Here is a 17,627-nt window from a genome sequence, read left to right as displayed (position 1 = left end):
GATTGGAATGAGCAGACAAGAATTATTCAGAAGAATGCGCAAAAGTAATTTTTTCGTCATAGGAGCAGTACTGGTTGGCTTTATTATTCTGGTATCCTTAATTTCTCCCTGGGTAGCACCCCATAATCCCATAGGCTCAGATTTGACTCTGCGTCTGAAAGCGCCTGACGGCTTTTCCAAGGGCTGGGGCGGCTATATTCTGGGAACCGATCCTCTGGGACAGGATATTTTATCAAGGCTCATGGTGGGCAGCAGGGTTTCCCTGTGGATTTCCTTTTCAGTGGTTATTGCCACGGCCATCATCGGAACCATTCTTGGAATTATATCCGGCTTTTTCGGAGGAATCATTGATACAGTCATCATGAGATTCAGCGATATTCAGGTGTCCATTCCGCCTATGATTCTGGCGGTTGCGGTTATGGCCGTATTGGGAAATACCACCAATAACTTAATCCTGGTTCTGGTGTTCACCAGATGGGTGCAGTATGCACGTGTAGTGCGAAGCAATGTTATGGGAATCCGCAACATGGAGTATATTCATGCCTCCCAGGTTTTAGGATCCTCCAAGAAAAGGATCATGTTCACCCAGATTCTTCCCAATGTACTGACACAGCTCATCATTGTTATGAGCCAGGAGTTTGGCCGTACCATTCTGACCGAGTCCTCACTCAGCTTTTTGGGACTTGGAGTTCCGGCTCCAGCCCCTTCCTGGGGAGTTATGATCGCAGACGGCAGGGAATATCTGGCAACAGCTCCCTGGGTTGTGGTTGCACCTGGAGCAGCGCTTATGGTTGCAGTGCTGGCATTTAACTTCTTAGGTGACGGTGTACGTGACGTGCTTGATCCAAAGAATAAGAATTAACCACGAAAGGGAGAATCCAGATGGAAAAATTAATTGAGATTAAAGACTTCTCAGTAAAATTTGAAACGGGTCGTGCCGTAGCATACGCTCTTAACGGGGTTAATCTTACAATAGGCAAGGGAGAAGCTCTCGGTCTGGTTGGAGAATCAGGCGCAGGCAAGACCACCACAGCTTTGGGGATGCTCAATCTGATTCCCCAGCCTGCCGGCAAGGTGACAGGCGGAGATATCCTGTACGAGGGAAAATCCGTATTTAAAATGTCTCAGAAGGAACTGATGGATATGAGAGGCGACAAGGTTGCCATGATATTCCAGAACCCTCTGACCTCTTTAAACCCTGTATTTACAGTCGGGGAACAAATCGGCATGGTGCTGCAGAAACATAAGCATTTAAGCAAAAAACAAGCCACAGAAGAAGCTGGAAAGCTTCTGGAGGTGGTGGGAATCGCCAAATACCGGGTCAATGACTTCCCTCACCAGTTTTCCGGAGGTATGAGACAGAGGGTGGGCATTGCGGCAGCTCTGGCCTGTAATCCGGCTCTTCTCATTGCAGATGAGCCCACCACAGCCCTGGATGTTACCATACAGGCCCAGATATTGGAGCTGATGAAGGAGCTGCTGGTGAAGTTTGACAGCTCTCTGCTGATGATCACCCACAACCTGGGAATTATTGCGGAAATCTGCAACAATGTGGCTGTTATGTACGCAGGGACCATCGTGGAGTATGGTTCGGTAGAAGAGGTGTTCACCAATCCTTCCCACCCATATACCATTGGTTTATTCGGCTCTATTCCCAAACTTACGGGGCCAAGGGAAAGGCTTGCTTCTATTCCCGGAACCGTAGCCAACCCGGAGCATCTTGCTACAGGCTGTCCCTTCCATGACCGGTGCGGTGTGGCTTCGGGACAATGCTCACAAAATGCGCCGCAGATGTTTCAGATAGGCGTACATCATTATGTGGCCTGTCATAAAGCCGGGGAGGTGAAACAATGAAGCCGCTTATTCAGGTTAAGAATCTTAAAAAGTATTTTGATATTAAGGGAAAGGGAGAGCTTCATGCGGTAGATGATGTTTCCTTTGATATTTATCCGGGGGAAACCCTGGGGCTGGTAGGAGAGTCCGGCTGCGGAAAGAGTACCGTTGGAAATGTAATCATGAGGCTTCACAACCCTACCGGGGGAGAATTGATTTATGGGGAAAAGGATGTATTTAAAGTATCCACCAAGCAGGAACAGTTGGAAATGTGCCAGAAAATACAGATTATTTTCCAGGACCCCTATTCTTCCTTAAATCCCAGAAAGACCATCCGTTCTATTCTAAAGGAAGCTTATAAAATCCACAGAATCGGAACAGAACAGGAAATGAATGAGAAGATAGAAGGGCTGTGTGATGACTGCGGGATTTCAAGGGATTTACTGAATAAATATCCTCATGAGCTGGATGGAGGAAAACGTCAGATCGTGGGAATTGCCAGAGCCTTGTCTCTGTCGCCGGAATTTATTGTATGCGATGAGCCTGTATCCTCTCTGGACGTATCCATTCAGGCTACCATCATCAACCTGCTGATGGATTTACAGAAGAAAAGGGGATTGTCTTATCTCTTTATCTCCCACGATTTATCGGTAGTACGCCATATTTCAAACCGAATTGCCGTTATGTATCTGGGACAGATTATTGAGACTGCGGAAACAGACGACATTTTCACCAATGCAGTCCATCCTTATACCATTGCTCTTTTATCCGCCATTCCAAAGGTAGAGATCGGTAAAAAAGTATCCCGTATCGTGTTAAAGGGAGATGTTCCAAGCCCATTAAATCCGCCGGAAGGCTGCCGGTTTGCGCCAAGGTGCTGGATGGCACAGGAGGTATGCAAAAAGGACACTCCGGCGCTTCGGGAAACAGGGCAGAAAGGCCATCGTGTGGCCTGCCATTTCTGGGAGGAATCCAGAGAAGCGGCTGAGAAAACAGATTGCAATTCAGTAGGAGAATGTACTGTTAATTAAATGTAATGACAAAATGATAGAAATGAAATGCCCTGTGCCCAAAGAAAAACGGTTTCAGGGCATTTTAAGTACGTTTGATGTGGTTGATAAGGAAGGAAATAAGATGGCGTTGACTGAGAACCAAAAAAGAGAGATTCTTGATGTGATAGAGAGAACAGCTCCTCAAAAAAAGGGAGAACCGGTAATTTACCCCCAGGAATACCGTGATTTTCTAAAGCTGAGTGACAGGGAGGACGTGGTCAGGATGGCAGAGGGTTATCCCTTTAAACTGTATATTTTTAAAGCTAAAAACAGAAGTAAAAACTGCCCGGTGCATATCAATATCCATGGTGGCGGATTTGTTGGACCTCACAAGGAAAATGACTGGATGTTCAGTTCTTATCTGGCAAATGGGATTCATGGGATTGTGGTAGACCTTGATTACACCACTTCAGATATTGCTTCATACCCGGTGGCCCTTTTCCAGAGCTACCATACAGCCAGGTATGTAGTGGAGCAGTGTAAGGAATGGGAAGCTGACCCTGAGCGGGTATCCATAGGCGGCTACAGTGCCGGCGGTTCCCTTGCAGCAGGAGTTGCTCTGCGGGCAGGTGAAACAGGGGATTTTAAATTATGTCTTCAGGTACTGGGATATCCGGCCCTGGACAGTGTCACTCCTCCCCAGGATAAAAAAGATGCTTATAACCGGATGATGCCCTTTGAACGTGAAATTGCGTTTTATCAGCTGTATTTTGAAAATGATCCAAAACTGGCCAGGCAGCCTTATGCATCTCCCTTATATGCAGATGACGAGCTGCTGAAAAAACTGCCGAAAACCCTGATTTGCAGTTCCTCCGGCTGCAATTTCCGTTTTGAAAATGAAGAATACGCCCTGCGCCTGGCTTCTGTTGGTGTGGAAGTTACTGTAAAACGTTTTCTTAATACCACACATGGGTTCATTCCCCACTTTAGAAATGGGTGGAAAGAGGCTTCGAATTTAATTATCAGAACAATCTGCAACAGCTGACAGACAGCAGTCAATATAACCTAAAATGCCCTGAGGCCGGTTCAATTCAGCCACAGGGCATTTTTACGAAATAATGTAAAAAATCTGCTTACTGATTTTCCGGATAAATTTTTCGGGAGATATTTGTATATTACAAAATGCACATCTTTGCAGGAAATAAAATGTTTGTTATAATAAAAATTACCAAATAGATTGAAACCATTATAAAGTGAAACCGGAAAGAGGAACAGGGATGAAAAAATCTTCTAAATTATCAGTTCGGATGTTTCTTCTCCTTCTGCTGTGCGTGGTCATGCCTCTGGCAGGGGTCTGTATTTACGTACGGGTCAGTATGGAACATTTTATCCAGGATAAGCTGAGTGAAAAAGTCATTCAGAACATCTCAAGGGGAGAACGGAATATCTGCGATAATTTACAGAACATAGCCGCTCTGACCAATGTCTTTGTGTATGACGAGGAGCTGCAAAGGCGTATAACAGATTCCAATACCTCCGAATATGACAATACCAAGTACTTTGACCAGATGGTACATAAACTGAGCATTGCCAGCGGTTTTGATTTTGTTCAGGACATGAAGATTCTCCTGTTTGACGATTACGGCAGGATATACTCCAACTGGAGCATGAATTATCAGGATTATCAGTTTCTCCTGGATCAGAATTGGGTGAAGAAGAGCAGGGAGAACAACGGACATATTGTTTGGGCCATGTTTAATCCGGCCTATATCATTGGAGAACAGAAAGACCAGACCTATATTTCCCTGGCCAAATCTCTTCTTAAGGACTATACCACAGGAGACGTCATAGGAACTCTTATTATCAGCATTGACCAGAAAAAATTCAGCGAGCTTTTGATGGAATATGCCTATGCCGGTGATATTGCCTACGTCTGTGTGGGAGATGGAATTGTACTTTTGCAAAATGACACCAAGGGATTGATTCATGAGGAAGATATAAAGCATCTGCACCGGGAAACGGAGGCGAAAAAAAGCGGGAACTTACGGTATCAGACTGGAGGAGGAAATTTTCTCATCAGCTATTACACCATACCAAAGCCGTGGGTGTTTAATGAGCAGCAGATGAAGGTTTTTCACTTTACCAATTATCAGGAAGTGACCAACCAGATGGAAATGATCGGGTTCCGGATGAATGTAACTCTTCTGATCGTTATATGCATCCTGGTCCTCATCCTGTATTTATCCATCAGGATGCTGGTAAAGCCCATTGTCAAGCTCAGCGGCCAGATGGAAAATTATACACTGGATATGGATTTAAAGGATATCGATATGGAGCGGTCCGATGAGATCGGCCGTTTAAACCGTTCCTTCCGGCAAATGTCTGTGAATATCAGCGGCTTGTTTGAACAGCTTAAAAATGAACATGAGGTAAAGGAAAAATACCGGTATGAATCCCTGCGGGCACAGTTGAATCCTCACTTTCTGTTTAATACCCTGTCAACCATCCGCTGGATGGCGATTATAAGAGGGGCGGATAATATTGTAGACGGCATTGACGCCCTTGCCCATATATTAAAATACAGCATGAGCAGGGAAAACTGTCTGGTAACGGTAGCGGAAGAGGTGGAGAATATCAGAAACTATCTTTATATCCAGAACTGCCGCTATGGAAATCACTGCAGGCTGGAAGTCGATCTGGAAGAAGATATCATGAATTTAAAAACAGCTAAATTCATCCTTCAGCCCATTGTAGAGAATGCCATTATCCATGGATATGACAAGGACAGGGAAGAAATCCTGATCCGGATTTACGGGTTTACGGAAGAGGGCAGTCTCAATATCTATGTAGAGGATGACGGGGTGGGCATTTCCCCCAATGTAATCAGGCAGTTTGAGGCCTTCCGAAAGGACAGGGTCAAGGAGAGCAAGCTGACAGGTATCGGAATCAAAAATGTAGATGAGTATATCCGGATTACGTTTGGCAATGAGTATGGGCTGACCATAGAAAGCCTTAAAACACGGGGGACGGTGGTATTATTCACCCTTCCCGTAATCAGAGAGGAGAAACCAGGGGATGAAGAAGGTAATGATTGTGGATGATGAGGTTTTGGTGCGCCTGGGAATCCAGTCCCTGATCAAATGGGAGAACCATGGATACCAGATCGTCTGTGACGCATCGGACGGGGCAGAGGCGCTTCAAAAGATCAGGCAGTATCAGCCGGATATCGTTCTCACGGACTTAAAGATGAGCCCAATGGATGGCTTTGAGCTGATCTCAGAATGCAGGGAAAAATATCCTCAAATCCAGTTTATTGTTTTAAGCAGCTATAATGATTTTGATAACGTAAGAAATGCCATGAAGATGGGTGCTTTTGATTATGTTTTTAAATTGACGGTAAAGCCGGAAGAGCTGTTGAAAATTATGGATGAGGCCGCTTCTCTTGGGAAAGGGACAGAGGCTGCCCAGGAAACCGCCTCTCTGACAGAAAGGAATTTGGAAGTCATAAAAAAGGGATTGTTTAAAAGAATCTTAAATTCGGAAACCTTTTTAAATAAATATTTGGAAGAACTGACAAAGCTGCCCCTTTCCATAAGCTTTGACCGGCCTTTCTGCATTCTCTCTGTTACCATCGATGATTTTAAGGTGGTAAGAAAAAAAGGAGATTTTATGGATTTAGAGCTTTTAATATTTACCATGGATAATATTCTTGGGGAACTGTTCGGACGCCATCACCGGGCGGAGGTGTTTCAGTATGGGGAATATGATTTTGCCGTAGCTGTAAACCGGGAAGAAAATCAGGACCCTTTGGCCTTCTTTGCGGCAATGGACAAGGAGTTCAGCTTCTTTACCGACTGTGCCAGACAGTATTACGGTCTGGAAGTGAGCGGAGCATTGAGCAGAGAGTGCAGGGGAATTCATGGATTAAAGAAAGCCATTGCCCAGAACAGGGATACGCTGAAAATGCGCTTTTTTTCGGAGCCCGGAAAACTCCATACATATGAGAAAACAATTAAGGAAAAGGCTGTACTTCCGCCTGAATTTCACAGCTCTGTAATAGAGGGCCTGGCGGCTGAACAGGATTTTTACGGAATCAGAAAGTTTATGGAGGAATTTTTTTGTTTTCTAAAAGAGAAAAAGCGGTGGGAGCCGGAGGAAATCCGCTATTTGCTGAGAAAGGCTTATGGAGCCCTGGCCTCTTCCTTTGCCCGCAGAAAAGCCGATATCGACATGTTCCTGGATAAGAACGGAATAAACATGGAAACTTCCATCAATGATTATACGTATCTGGAAAAAATCAGGCAATCCGTACTGGAACTGGTGGAACAGTATAAAAAAGAGTATGAATCAAACAGCGGCAGGATATTAAGAAAAGAGGTGGCCGAAGCCAAGAGCTTTGTCAGAAACCATATGAAGGAAGAACTGCAGGTTGCAGATATTGCGGCCATGGTAAATATGAGCGGCAGTTATTTTTCTCACATATTTAAAAAGGAAGAAGGGATCAGCTTCTTAGAATATGTGTACCGGGTGAGGATGGAGCATGCCAGATTCTTACTGGAAAGCAGTGATTTGAAGGTTAATGAAATTGCGGACCAGGTTGGGATCGTTAATCCCAATTATTTCAGCACCCAGTTTAAAAAGAGTGTGGGACAGTCTCCTTTGGAATACCGCCAGGCACGATTGAGAAAAGCAGAGGAAAATAGCAGGATTTGAAAGAAAATAAGCAGGATTTTAGAGTATTGACCAAAAGAGAAATCAAGAGAGACGGAAATCGAAAAAATTGAAAGAAAGACAGCAGGCAGGGAGATATTACTTGCCTGTTGTTTTTGCTATAGTATAGACAGTTGTTACGGTTCAGGCATGGCGAAAATTTCTGCATGTCTGAACTGAACCAAAATGATTGGAGGAAGGTTACATGAGAAAGTGGAAAAAGTTAGGGGCACTTGGCATGGCATCTCTCATGGCAATGTCAGTGCTGGCCGGCTGTCAGGGCGGCCAGAAGACGGAACAGACGACCGCATCGGCGGAGGCAGCAAAAACGGAGGGTGCAAAAACAGAGGAGCCCAAAGCCGGTAACGGAGAACCGGTGGTTTTGCGAATGTGGGGAGGAGTTCCTGCGGAAGCCGGGCCTCAGAGTGTTTGCGACAATTTCAACCAGCTCTACAAGGATAAAGGAATTCAGGTAGAATATGAACGGTTTGTAAATGATGATACGGGAAATTTAAAACTGGAGACCAATCTTCTCTCAGGAGACGGAGTTGATCTTTATATGACCTACACCACTGACGTCCTGACAAAACGGGCGGAAGGAAATATGGCACTGGATCTTTCAGAATTGATTGCCAGGGATAATTTCCAACTGACAGAGTATTTCGGAACTCTGGCTGAGGCTTATTACATTAACGGGAAGCCTTATTCCATTCCCACAAAGCTGGATCAGTATGGAATTGTATTGAATCAAGACATGTTTGAAGAAGCAGGGATTGAAATTCCAACGGAATGGACTTTTGAGGAATTCCGTGAGATTGCCAAAAAACTTTCCCATGGAGAAGGCCAGGATAAGGTTTATGGCATGTTCTGGAATTCCCAGCAGGATCTGACCTATCTTTTCACCTATTTAGCTGCTCAGACCAACGGCGGAGATCCTATGTATAAAAATGACAAGGAAACCAGCTTTGACGATCCGGTGGTTCTTAAATCTGTTGAACTGATTAATAACATGATGAATGTGGATAAAACATCTCCCACCCATACAGATTCTGTAACCCAGAAGCTGTCACAGGAAAGCATGTTCCTGACAGGAAAATCCGCTATGACGGTGGGCCCGTGGATTGTAAGAAGCGTGAAAGACCAGGCCAGCTATCCTCATGACTTTAAGACTGCCTTTGCTCCTTATCCGGTGGCGGAAGAGGGACAGAGAAATTACACCCAGGGCGGCTATGGAGATCATCTGAGCATTAATCCAAAGTCTCAGAACATTGATGCTGCATGGGAATTTGCAAAGTGGTATGCAACCGAGGGGATGCTTCCGGTGGTAGAAGGCGGCCGTGTACCTGCATCCAATACCTATAATGCCCTGGAAGTGACCGAGGCATTTGTCATGGGAGCAGAAGATTATCTGGATGCAGAAACCACCCAGAAGATACTCATAACACCAGCCGACAATTATGCGGTTCCATCCATTACCAATCATATTGCAGAGGTAAAGAAAATCGCAGTGGAAGAGCTGGAAGGTATCTTTATCGGAAAGCAGACGGTAGAAGATGGAATGAAAAAGGCCAAAGCAAGGGCGGATGAGCTTTTGCAGAAATAATCAGAGATAAGATTCCCGGGGAGGCCGTAAAGGAAACGGCAGCTCCGGGAAAATAATAAGAAGAAAGGAGGGAACCGCTGATCATGAAGAAAATCAGGCTTAGCAAACAGTTAAAAATCGATTTGACAGGCTATGCTTTCATACTGCCCAATATCATCGGTGTATGTCTTTTCACCCTGTTTCCCATGATATTTTCCCTGATCATCAGCTTTACGGACTGGGATTATACCAAAGGGATCGGCAACTGGAACTTTATCGGACTGACAAATTTTATCGAAATGTGGCAGGATGAATGGTTTACCAGTTCCCTGATTAACACAATCATTTTTGCGGTGGGAGTGGTGCCGGTGACCGTTTTTCTGGCTTTGGTGCTGGCCGTTATCATCGATAAATACTGCGTTGCCAGACTTCCTATAAGGCTGGCGCTTTTTATGCCCTATATATCCAATATTGTTGCGGTTGCCATTGTATGGGTGATGATGTATTCCCCCTGGGGGCCCTTTACCCAGATGGTGAAGTTCTTTGGAGTGGAAAATCCTCCCCAGTGGCTTGGAGACACAACCTGGGCGCTGCCGGCACTGATGCTTATGACCGTATGGTCGGGAGTGGGATATGCCAATATGATCTATACGTCAGCACTTCAGGGGCTTCCTCAGGATGTTTATGAGGCTGCGGATATTGACGGAGCAAATGAAGTTCAGAAGTTTTTTAAGCTTACCATTCCATTTTTATCACCAACCACCTTTTTCCTGATCATTACCACATTTATCACCTCCTTTCAGGTGTTTGCGCCTATACAGATCATGACAAGGGGCGGCCCTGGAACAGCCACCAATGTGCTGGTTTACTATGTTTACACTTCAGCCTTTACCTTTTACAAGATGGGATATGCTTCAGCCATGTCATGGATATTATTCTTGATTTTATTCGGTATAACCATGTTTCAATGGGCAGGGCAGAAAAAATGGGTCAGCTATTAGATGAAAAAGGAGGCGGATAGAATGAAGAAATACCAACGGATCATCTTAAGGATTCTGTTTACCGTAGTCATAGGGGCTCTGGCTGTCTCCATGGTTACCCCGTTTTTATGGATGCTTTCGGCATCAATGAAACTTCCTCTGGATGTCATGAAGCTGCCGATTGAATGGATACCAAAATACTTTTACCCGGATAACTACAAGAAAGTGTGGAATGTGGGAGGGCTGGCAGCAAGAAACTATCATTTTGGCCTGGCATACTGGAACTCCTTAAAGATTGCCGCTATTAATCTGACGGGATCGGTGCTTACCAGCACTCTGGCGGGGTATGCCTTTGCTAAAATAAAGTTCAGGGGACGAAATGTTCTGTTCCTGATCTATCTGGCAACCATGATGATCCCCAGCCAGGTAACGCTGATTCCCAAGTTTGTTATGTTCAACAAAATGGGATTGACGGGAACTCACTTAACTCTGATTCTGCCGGGACTGATTACCATCACAGGAACGTTTCTTATGCGCCAGTATTTTATGCAGATTCCCGATGAGTTAAGGGAGTCGGCAAGGGTGGATGGAGCCCACGAGTTTCTCATTTGGCTGAAGATCATGGTGCCCATTGCAAAGCCTAATATGGCATCTCTGGCAATGGTGGTATTTCTTTGGAACTGGAACAGCTATCTGGAGCCTCTGGTATTTTTAAACGATTGGAGATTATATACGATTCCCATTGCTCTTACAAATTTTATTGAAGAAAGTGTGACGGAATACAACCTGATTATGGCGGCGGCAGCCTCCGCTTTAATTCCGGCTTTCCTTGTATTTTTGCTGGGGCAGAAGTTTCTTGTCAAGGGTCTGGTGGCCGGTGCGGTGAAAGGATAAGGTTCAGAATATGAAATATATAACAGAAAATAAGAGGGAAATACCCGTAATACGTGAAGTAGATGTGCTGGTGCTGGGGGCAGGTCCCGCAGGAATCGGAGCGGCGGTTGCGGCTGCAAGAGAAGGCGCTGTAACTATGCTGGCGGAACAGACGGGAGATGTGGGAGGAATTGCCACGGCGGGGCTTATGAGTCACTGGACGGGGAAAACGGAAGGGGGCTTTTATGAGGAAATCTTAAGCCGTTCGGCAGAGCTTACGGGAGAAGGACGGCAGATCATCAATCCGGAGCGGTTAAAAACAGTTTTCCTTCGCATGCTTACAGAGGCAGGAGTTCACCTCCGGCTGTACACCTTTGCCAGCGATGCCATTATGGAAGGGAATGTGATTAAGGGAGTAATCATGGAAAGCAAATCAGGCAGGCAGGCAGTCCTGGCAAAGATCGTCATTGACGCCACAGGGGACGGGGATATAGCGGCAAAGGCCGGTGCCCCCTATGTTAAGGGCAGAGAGAGCGACGGACTTATGCAGCCTGCTACCATCATGTTTAAGGTGGCAGGTGTGGATGAGGAGAGAGGTGTTTTTCCGGGAGGTTTTGAAGAAAGCTTTGCTCTTCCTGACGGAGATTTACAGGAACTGGGGAAAAAGCACCTGCCCAGTCCTGCAGGGCACGTGCTTCTTTACAAAACAACGCTTCCCGGAGTGGTCACCTGCAATATGACCAACTGCACCGGAGTGGACGGCACAAGTGCGGAGGATCTTACAAAGGCAACTCTGGTCTGCAGAGAACAGATGGATGAAATCATTGCTTTTCTTAGAAGATATGTTCCCGGCTTTGAAAACTGTTATGTTATCAGTTCCGCTTCCCTGGTGGGAATCCGGGAAACCAGGCATTTCAAAGGAGAGGAGACCATTGAGCCACAGGATATTCTGGAGGCTCGGGTATTTGAAAACTGGGTGGTGGCAAAGGCCAGCTTTAACTTTGACGTACACAATCTGACCGGCAACGGTCTTGATGAAACCGGCTGCCAAAAGCATTTCCCCCAGACAAAAGGATATACCATTCCTTATGGCTGTTTTGTGCCTTTGGAAATTGACAATTTGTATCTGGCAGGAAGAAATATCTCAGGAACCCACATGGCCCATTCCAATTACCGGGTTATGCCAATCTGCGCCAATATGGGGCAGGCGGTGGGGATTGCCGCAGCCATGTGCGCCGGTTCCGGAGTGGTGCCCAGAACCCTTGAAGTGAAAAAGGTTCAGAGCCGTCTGATGGAATTGGGGGTGAGTCCGTGAAAACCCAGCATTATGATTTTGTCGTAGTGGGAGGCGGTATGTCCGGCGTCTGCGCAGCCATTGCCGCCGCCAGAAGAGGAGTGAAGACTGCCCTGATCCATAACAGGCCGGTGTTAGGAGGCAATGCAAGCTCTGAAATCCGGATGCACATCTGCGGGGCGGATCATCACATGTCAGTTCCCAATGCAAGGGAAACCGGTATTATAGAAGAAATACTTCTGGAAAACAAGCGGAGAAATCCGGAGATGGTATATCCGATTTTTGATTCTGTTCTATGGGAAAAAGTCCGCTATCAGGAGAATCTGACTCTTTATTTAAATACTCACATGACCGAGGTCCTGTGTGATGGTGACAGGATTGATGCGGTATACGCCCTGCAGATGACAACGGAAAAATCCTTCTGTATTTTCGGTACCATGTTTTTAGATGCAACGGGAGACGGCGTACTGGGGGCGAGAGCGGGAGCTGAGTACCGGATCGGAAGGGAGAGCAGTTCCCAATATGGAGAGTCCCTGGCTCCGGAAAAAGAAGACCCCTATACCATGGGAAACTCACTCATGTTCAAGGCCAGGGATATGGGGCATAAGGTGCCGTTTATAAAGCCCTTCTGGGCCAATACTTATACAGAGGAGCAGCTTAAACTGAGGGATCACAGCGACATTACCTCCGGATACTGGTGGATCGAACTGGGAGGAGGAGAGCAGGATGTGATTTCCCACGGGGAAGAGCTTCGCGATGAACTGCTAAAGGCAGTATTCGGTGTATGGGATCATATTAAAAATGGCGGGGAACACGGAGCAGAGCAAATGGAGCTGGAATGGGTGGGCTTTCTGCCTGGAAAAAGGGAAAGCCGCCGGCTCATTGGCGATTATGTGCTGACAGAAAAGGATTGTCTGGAAGGCACCCGCTTTGAAGATGCCGTAGCCTATGGGGGCTGGCCCATGGATATCCATACGGTAGAAGGCTTTTTAAATGAGAGTGATGTCCCTACGGTCTGGAACCAGGTAAACGGCATATATTCCATTCCTTACCGCTGTCTGTATTCAAAAAACATCCGGAACCTGTTTTTGGGAGGCAGAGCTATCAGTTGTTCCCATGTGGCATTTTCCTCCACAAGGGTTATGGGAACCTGTGCGGTTGCAGGCCAGGCGGCTGGTACGGCTGCTTCCATGGCAGTAGCAAGGAAGCTGAGTCCGAGAGAGCTTCTGGATTGTGTGGGAGAGCTTCAGCAGGAACTTCTTAAAGATGGCTGTTACATTCCCTTTATTTTTAACTGTGATTCTGCTGATTACGCCAGACAGGCAGCGGTGACGGCTGACTGCCATATCCCGGGATACGAGCCGGAAAAGGTGATAAGCGGAGTGGCAAGAGTGGTGGAGGAAGAGTCAAACTGCTGGCGTGCTCCTATAGAAGGGGGTCCGTCCCTGCTTCTTTCCCTGCCGGGGAAAATGTCGATCCGGGAAGTACATCTGGTTCTGGACTCCAATTTGAGCAGGGAGATTACCCCGTCCATAAACCAGGGCGTGTTATCGAGACAGAAGTCCGGGCCCCCGCCAGAGTTATTAAAGGAGTATGGAGTAGAGATTCTCTTAGATGGGCAGGTTGTGGATCGCATTGCAGCTCAGTCCCAGGGCCAGAGGCTTCAGCGGCTGTACATGGACGGAACAGAAGGAGACGCTGTCCGGATCAGGGCCATTTCCACATATGGCAGCAATGAGGCAAGGATTTTTGAAGTGAGAGTTTATTGATGCAGAGGTAAGATGACTGGTGCCTTCTCAGGGATGAATCATTCCATGAGAAGGTACTTTTTAGTTATAGGGCATTTTACTGAAAATAATTTTTTATATCTTCACAAAAGGTGGCCGCTGCCTGGTTTAAAGTCCAGTTCTTTCTGGTTACAAAGGCATTGAGCCGGGTCTGCCGGGGAGCTACGGAGTAATAAGCCACCCGCTCCCGTTCCTTGGCACAGGATTCGCCGATAAAGGTGACCCCGATTCCCATGGCAACCATGCTGCGGGTTGCGGAAATGCTGTTAGTCTCGCATACGGTGCGGGGAATCCAGCCAGCCTGTTCCAGCACCTCATCGGTAATATAGCGGAGGGTGGAACCTTTTTTGGAAAGCAGGATGTTTTCGTCTCCGAAGTTTTCTTCAAATTCCTGGATCTTAATGGGCTTGTCCGGATTCTTTCTGCAGTAAGGATGGCTGGCGGGAATGGCTAATAACACCTCCTCCTCCCGGAGTATGGTGATTTGATCCGGTGAAAATGGTTCCGTAACGTTTAATGCCATAATGCCGCAGTCAATGCTTTCCTCCAGAAGCAGCTTTGTAAGGGCCGGAAGTCCGGTTTCTGAAATCTCTATGGTAACCTCCGGATAACGGGCTTTAAAGGCAGGAATGATCTCTATGAGCATCTCCAGCCCGAACTGGGAGGTAACGCCTACCGTAATGTGGCCCCTGTTATCTAAGTTCTGTATGTTCTGGTAAAGGGTGTTCTTAATGGATATCACCTTCCCGGCAGCCTGGATATATAGCTGCCCTGCCGGAGTCAGTGACAGGCGTCCCTTGCTCCGGTAGAAGAGAGGAGTACCCAGCTCACTTTCCAGCTTGGAGAGATATTGGCTCAAGGTGGACTGGGAAACGAACAGTTCCTCGGCTGCTTTTGTCATGTTTCCCTTTTGGGCAATGGTTAAAATATAATTGAGATAACGGGTATCCATGGCAGAACCTCCTTTTTACCAAGGTGAGAGTATGATTAGCTGCAGTCCGCTGCGCACATGGCTTTTTCTATCAATTTTCTTCTATTATAAACTGGTAGCCGATTCCCCGGACATTTTTTAAATATACCGGATGGTTTGGGTTATCTTCAATCTTCATGCGGAGCCGGCGGATATGTACCATGATTGTGTTGTCGTCGATAAAGGTATCATTCCAGACATGGCGGTATATCTGCTCCTTTGTCAGGATTTTATTCTGGTTGCTTAAGAAATACTTCATCAGCAGGCATTCCTTGCTGGATAAAAACAGCTCGGTATTGTTTTTGAACAGGCGCATTTCATCACAGATGTAACGGAAGCAGCCGGCGCAGAGCTCGTTGGAGCTGGTGGCGGCTGTTAAGCTTGCGCGCCGTAAGCATGCCTTTACCTTGGCGCTGAAGACCATAGTACTGAAGGGCTTTGTAATATAATCATCGGCACCGATTCCCAGGGCAAGAACCTTATCTGCCTCTGCCTGTCTTCCGCTTAAAACAAACAGGGGAGTCAGAATGCTGTGGGCCCGCAGGTGATGGATGACCTGGAAGCCGTTCATATCATCCATGACCAGATCCAGAATAATCAGGGAGTAAGTATTATTTTCAGCTTTCTGGACGGCTTCCAGTCCCCCGGAGGCTTCGTCAGTGGAAATTCCTTCGCTGTTCAGAATGCGGCATATGATACGTCTGATGGACGGATCATCGTCCACCACAAGAATCTTATTGTAATTCATAATCCTTCCTTCCTTTTATATCGTAATCATTTCCTTGAATTTAGTAACATTATATCACAATACCAAAGGTTTCTCCTATAGTTATTATTACCTTACAGAAATTTAAATAAAAGTATGCGATCAGTTAAGTGTACCTAATTATAATTAAAAAAAGGTTGTAAAATATACAAAATAACAAAAGGAGAGTAAGTATGAAGAAAAAAGGACTTAAATTTGCAGTATCTATGGCTTTGGCAGCCAGCATGGCAGCCTCTGTTCTGGCTGGATGCAGTTCCGGGTCAGGCGGGTCAAGCGCCGGGGGAGGCGCAGCAGCGGCAGACGGAGAGTGGAAGTGGGAGAGAAAAGTTACTCTGGTCTGCCCCTGGGGCGTAGGCGGAGGAGCGGACAGCACTCTTCGTCCATTGCAGCCTGAGCTGGAAAAGATTCTTGGCGTTCCGGTTGAAATCGTTAACGTAGAGGGTGCAGGCGGTGCAAACGGCATTGACTTTACAAACAAGCAGCCAGCTGATGGTTATACATATGTGCTGGGAACCCAGTCAATTGTTATGCTGGACTTACAGAAGATTCTTCCCGTTGACTTTACAAAAGAATTCCGTCCGGTGTCCAAGCTGGTGCACTCCATCAATATCATTGCTTCCTCTAAGAAAGCTATGGAAGGAAAATACACCAATTTCACCGAGTTTGTTGAGTATGCAAAGACCCATCCACAGGAGTTAAGCTGCGGTATGCTTACTGCAACAGGAGCTGACTCTGTATCCTTAAAGCAGACTTTAGCAGGCGGTCTGGGCTGCGATATCACTGAGGTTGAGAATTATGTGAAGATTGTAAACTACTCCAGCGGTGCTGAGTTAAGCTCTGCAATGGTAGGAGGACATATTAACCTTAACATCACCGGAGCCGATGAAATCAAGGGCCTGATTGAGTCCGGAGATATCGTTCCCCTGATTTCCATGTCCGAAGACCGTATGTCAAGCTTCCCTGACATCGAAAGCACAGGAGAGCACAAAATTGATTCCTACGTAGGAACCTGGCGCGGTATTTTCGCCCGTACAGATACACCTGATGCAGCCGTTGATGCAATGGCAAAAGCGATTAAAGAGGCTTGGGACAGCGCATCTTATCAGGAATTTATGAAGAATGCAGGCTATCTGGACCGTCCTGGATATGCTACAGCAGAGGAATTGCAGACTTTGGTAGATGAAGAATATGCCACATTTGAAGAATACCTTAAGAGTGCAGGTCTGATCCAGTAATCCCCCTGTTTAAATGGGCGGCGGTCTTGGCCGCCGCCCGTGTTCATGATGAGAAAGGAGAACATAATACCTATGGCATTGGAATTAATTGTTAATTTATTATTGCTGGGGACCGCCCTGTTCTGTTACTGGTACGTAGGTGCCACCATGCCTTCATCGGCAATCAATGAACTGGGTGCCGAGCAGTGGCCGCAGGCTCTCTTGATGGTTTTAATACCGGCAATTTGCTGGAACATTTTCAAGTACTTTAAAAAGAATAAAAAAGAAGAAATTGCTGCGGCATTTACAGATTTTATTCCCTCTGTTGGAAGATTGGTAAAGAGCAAGCTGTTTGTGGGAATGGTGCTGGTAGTTGTAATGGCTCTGATGTATGAGCCGGTAGGCTTTATGCTGACCTGTCTTTTATTCCTTATAGCTTACGGATATCTGCTGGGACAGAGAAAGTGGCCGATGCTGATTGGAACATCTTTGGTTATAACCATTGTTCTGTATATCGGCTTTGCCGTATTCCTGGGAGTGCTGCTGCCAAGAGGACAGGTTTCATTCTTAAGGAATCTTGCACTTTTGATTGAATCCCTGATTCCAAGACTATAAAGGAGGTGTCG

The 17,627-nt window shown here is 46.4% G+C and carries 15 protein-coding genes; 13 read left to right on the top strand and 2 right to left on the bottom strand.

The features are described from left to right. The first annotated feature begins 7 nt into the window (after window positions 1-7). The 11 genes from V7M78_RS17160 to V7M78_RS17110 all read left to right on the top strand — a co-directional run bounded on the left by V7M78_RS17160 (window position 8) and on the right by V7M78_RS17110 (window position 14,033). A complete protein-coding gene (locus V7M78_RS17160; protein WP_333651591.1) occupies window positions 8-862 on the top strand; it encodes an ABC transporter permease in 855 nt (284 codons plus the stop codon). Between the two features lie 20 nt (window positions 863-882). Further along, entirely contained in the window at window positions 883-1,854 is a 972-nt protein-coding gene (locus V7M78_RS17155) for an ABC transporter ATP-binding protein (protein WP_333651590.1), read from the top strand. Further along, a complete protein-coding gene (locus tag V7M78_RS17150; protein WP_333651589.1) occupies window positions 1,851-2,864 on the top strand; it encodes an ABC transporter ATP-binding protein in 1,014 nt (337 codons plus the stop codon). The genes V7M78_RS17155 and V7M78_RS17150 overlap by 4 nt, the downstream gene beginning before the upstream one ends. 13 nt (window positions 2,865-2,877) lie before the next feature. Beyond that, a complete protein-coding gene (locus V7M78_RS17145) occupies window positions 2,878-3,870 on the top strand; it encodes an alpha/beta hydrolase (RefSeq protein WP_333651588.1) in 993 nt (330 codons plus the stop codon). 232 nt (window positions 3,871-4,102) lie between these two features. Then, complete coding sequence (locus V7M78_RS17140) at window positions 4,103-5,926, top strand: cache domain-containing sensor histidine kinase (protein WP_333651587.1); 1,824 nt, start codon at window positions 4,103-4,105, stop codon at window positions 5,924-5,926. Then, a complete protein-coding gene (locus tag V7M78_RS17135; protein WP_333651586.1) occupies window positions 5,901-7,538 on the top strand; it encodes a response regulator transcription factor in 1,638 nt (545 codons plus the stop codon). Before V7M78_RS17140 ends, V7M78_RS17135 begins: the two co-directional genes overlap by 26 nt. A 202-nt stretch (window positions 7,539-7,740) precedes the next feature. Continuing rightward, window positions 7,741-9,138 (top strand): ABC transporter substrate-binding protein, encoded by a 1,398-nt coding sequence (locus V7M78_RS17130; protein ID WP_333651585.1) that lies wholly within the window; start codon window positions 7,741-7,743, stop codon window positions 9,136-9,138. An 83-nt stretch (window positions 9,139-9,221) separates the two neighbouring features. Further along, window positions 9,222-10,118, top strand: a complete 897-nt coding sequence (locus V7M78_RS17125) for a carbohydrate ABC transporter permease (RefSeq protein WP_333651584.1) — start codon at window positions 9,222-9,224, stop codon at window positions 10,116-10,118. Between the two features lie 21 nt (window positions 10,119-10,139). After that, on the top strand, window positions 10,140-10,991 hold the full coding sequence (locus tag V7M78_RS17120) for a carbohydrate ABC transporter permease (protein ID WP_333651583.1): 852 nt from the start codon (window positions 10,140-10,142) through the stop codon (window positions 10,989-10,991). A 10-nt stretch (window positions 10,992-11,001) separates the two neighbouring features. Then, on the top strand, window positions 11,002-12,285 hold the full coding sequence (locus V7M78_RS17115) for an FAD-dependent oxidoreductase (protein ID WP_333651582.1): 1,284 nt from the start codon (window positions 11,002-11,004) through the stop codon (window positions 12,283-12,285). Further along, window positions 12,282-14,033 (top strand): FAD-dependent oxidoreductase, encoded by a 1,752-nt coding sequence (locus V7M78_RS17110; protein WP_333651581.1) that lies wholly within the window; start codon window positions 12,282-12,284, stop codon window positions 14,031-14,033. Before V7M78_RS17115 ends, V7M78_RS17110 begins: the two co-directional genes overlap by 4 nt. 76 nt (window positions 14,034-14,109) lie before the next feature. On the opposite strand, the gene V7M78_RS17105 is transcribed toward V7M78_RS17110, so the two are convergent. Both V7M78_RS17105 and V7M78_RS17100 read right to left on the bottom strand, forming a co-directional pair. Further along, a complete protein-coding gene (locus V7M78_RS17105) occupies window positions 14,110-15,003 on the bottom strand; it encodes a LysR family transcriptional regulator (protein ID WP_333651580.1) in 894 nt (297 codons plus the stop codon). A 70-nt stretch (window positions 15,004-15,073) separates the two neighbouring features. Beyond that, the gene (locus V7M78_RS17100; RefSeq protein ID WP_333651579.1) at window positions 15,074-15,769 is read right to left on the bottom strand and encodes a response regulator transcription factor; all 696 of its coding nucleotides are present in this window, start codon (window positions 15,767-15,769) and stop codon (window positions 15,074-15,076) included. A gap of 191 nt (window positions 15,770-15,960) precedes the next feature. Between V7M78_RS17100 and V7M78_RS17095 the strand changes: the two genes are divergently transcribed. Further along, on the top strand, window positions 15,961-17,022 hold the full coding sequence (locus tag V7M78_RS17095) for a Bug family tripartite tricarboxylate transporter substrate binding protein (RefSeq protein WP_333651578.1): 1,062 nt from the start codon (window positions 15,961-15,963) through the stop codon (window positions 17,020-17,022). A 72-nt stretch (window positions 17,023-17,094) separates the two neighbouring features. Further along, entirely contained in the window at window positions 17,095-17,616 is a 522-nt protein-coding gene (locus V7M78_RS17090; protein WP_333651577.1) for a tripartite tricarboxylate transporter TctB family protein, read from the top strand. Window positions 17,617-17,627: the final 11 nt, after the last annotated feature.

Origin of the sequence: Lacrimispora sp. (assembly GCF_036758025.1) — a bacterium.
Classification (GTDB): domain Bacteria; phylum Bacillota; class Clostridia; order Lachnospirales; family Lachnospiraceae; genus Lacrimispora.
This window is presented reverse-complemented; position numbering and strand designations above follow the sequence as displayed.

What these genes read in the sequence shown, in the direction of transcription:
- V7M78_RS17160 (WP_333651591.1), top strand. Translation starts at nt 8, where the DNA reads ATGAGCAGACAAGAATTATTCAGAAGAATGCGCAAAAGTAATTTTTTC.
- V7M78_RS17155 (WP_333651590.1), top strand. Translation starts at nt 883, where the DNA reads ATGGAAAAATTAATTGAGATTAAAGACTTCTCAGTAAAATTTGAAACG.
- V7M78_RS17150 (WP_333651589.1), top strand. Translation starts at nt 1,851, where the DNA reads ATGAAGCCGCTTATTCAGGTTAAGAATCTTAAAAAGTATTTTGATATT.
- V7M78_RS17145 (WP_333651588.1), top strand. Translation starts at nt 2,878, where the DNA reads ATGATAGAAATGAAATGCCCTGTGCCCAAAGAAAAACGGTTTCAGGGC.
- V7M78_RS17140 (WP_333651587.1), top strand. Translation starts at nt 4,103, where the DNA reads ATGAAAAAATCTTCTAAATTATCAGTTCGGATGTTTCTTCTCCTTCTG.
- V7M78_RS17135 (WP_333651586.1), top strand. Translation starts at nt 5,901, where the DNA reads ATGAAGAAGGTAATGATTGTGGATGATGAGGTTTTGGTGCGCCTGGGA.
- V7M78_RS17130 (WP_333651585.1), top strand. Translation starts at nt 7,741, where the DNA reads ATGAGAAAGTGGAAAAAGTTAGGGGCACTTGGCATGGCATCTCTCATG.
- V7M78_RS17125 (WP_333651584.1), top strand. Translation starts at nt 9,222, where the DNA reads ATGAAGAAAATCAGGCTTAGCAAACAGTTAAAAATCGATTTGACAGGC.
- V7M78_RS17120 (WP_333651583.1), top strand. Translation starts at nt 10,140, where the DNA reads ATGAAGAAATACCAACGGATCATCTTAAGGATTCTGTTTACCGTAGTC.
- V7M78_RS17115 (WP_333651582.1), top strand. Translation starts at nt 11,002, where the DNA reads ATGAAATATATAACAGAAAATAAGAGGGAAATACCCGTAATACGTGAA.
- V7M78_RS17105 (WP_333651580.1), bottom strand. Translation starts at nt 15,003, where the DNA reads ATGGATACCCGTTATCTCAATTATATTTTAACCATTGCCCAAAAGGGA.
- V7M78_RS17100 (WP_333651579.1), bottom strand. Translation starts at nt 15,769, where the DNA reads ATGAATTACAATAAGATTCTTGTGGTGGACGATGATCCGTCCATCAGA.
- V7M78_RS17095 (WP_333651578.1), top strand. Translation starts at nt 15,961, where the DNA reads ATGAAGAAAAAAGGACTTAAATTTGCAGTATCTATGGCTTTGGCAGCC.
- V7M78_RS17090 (WP_333651577.1), top strand. Translation starts at nt 17,095, where the DNA reads ATGGCATTGGAATTAATTGTTAATTTATTATTGCTGGGGACCGCCCTG.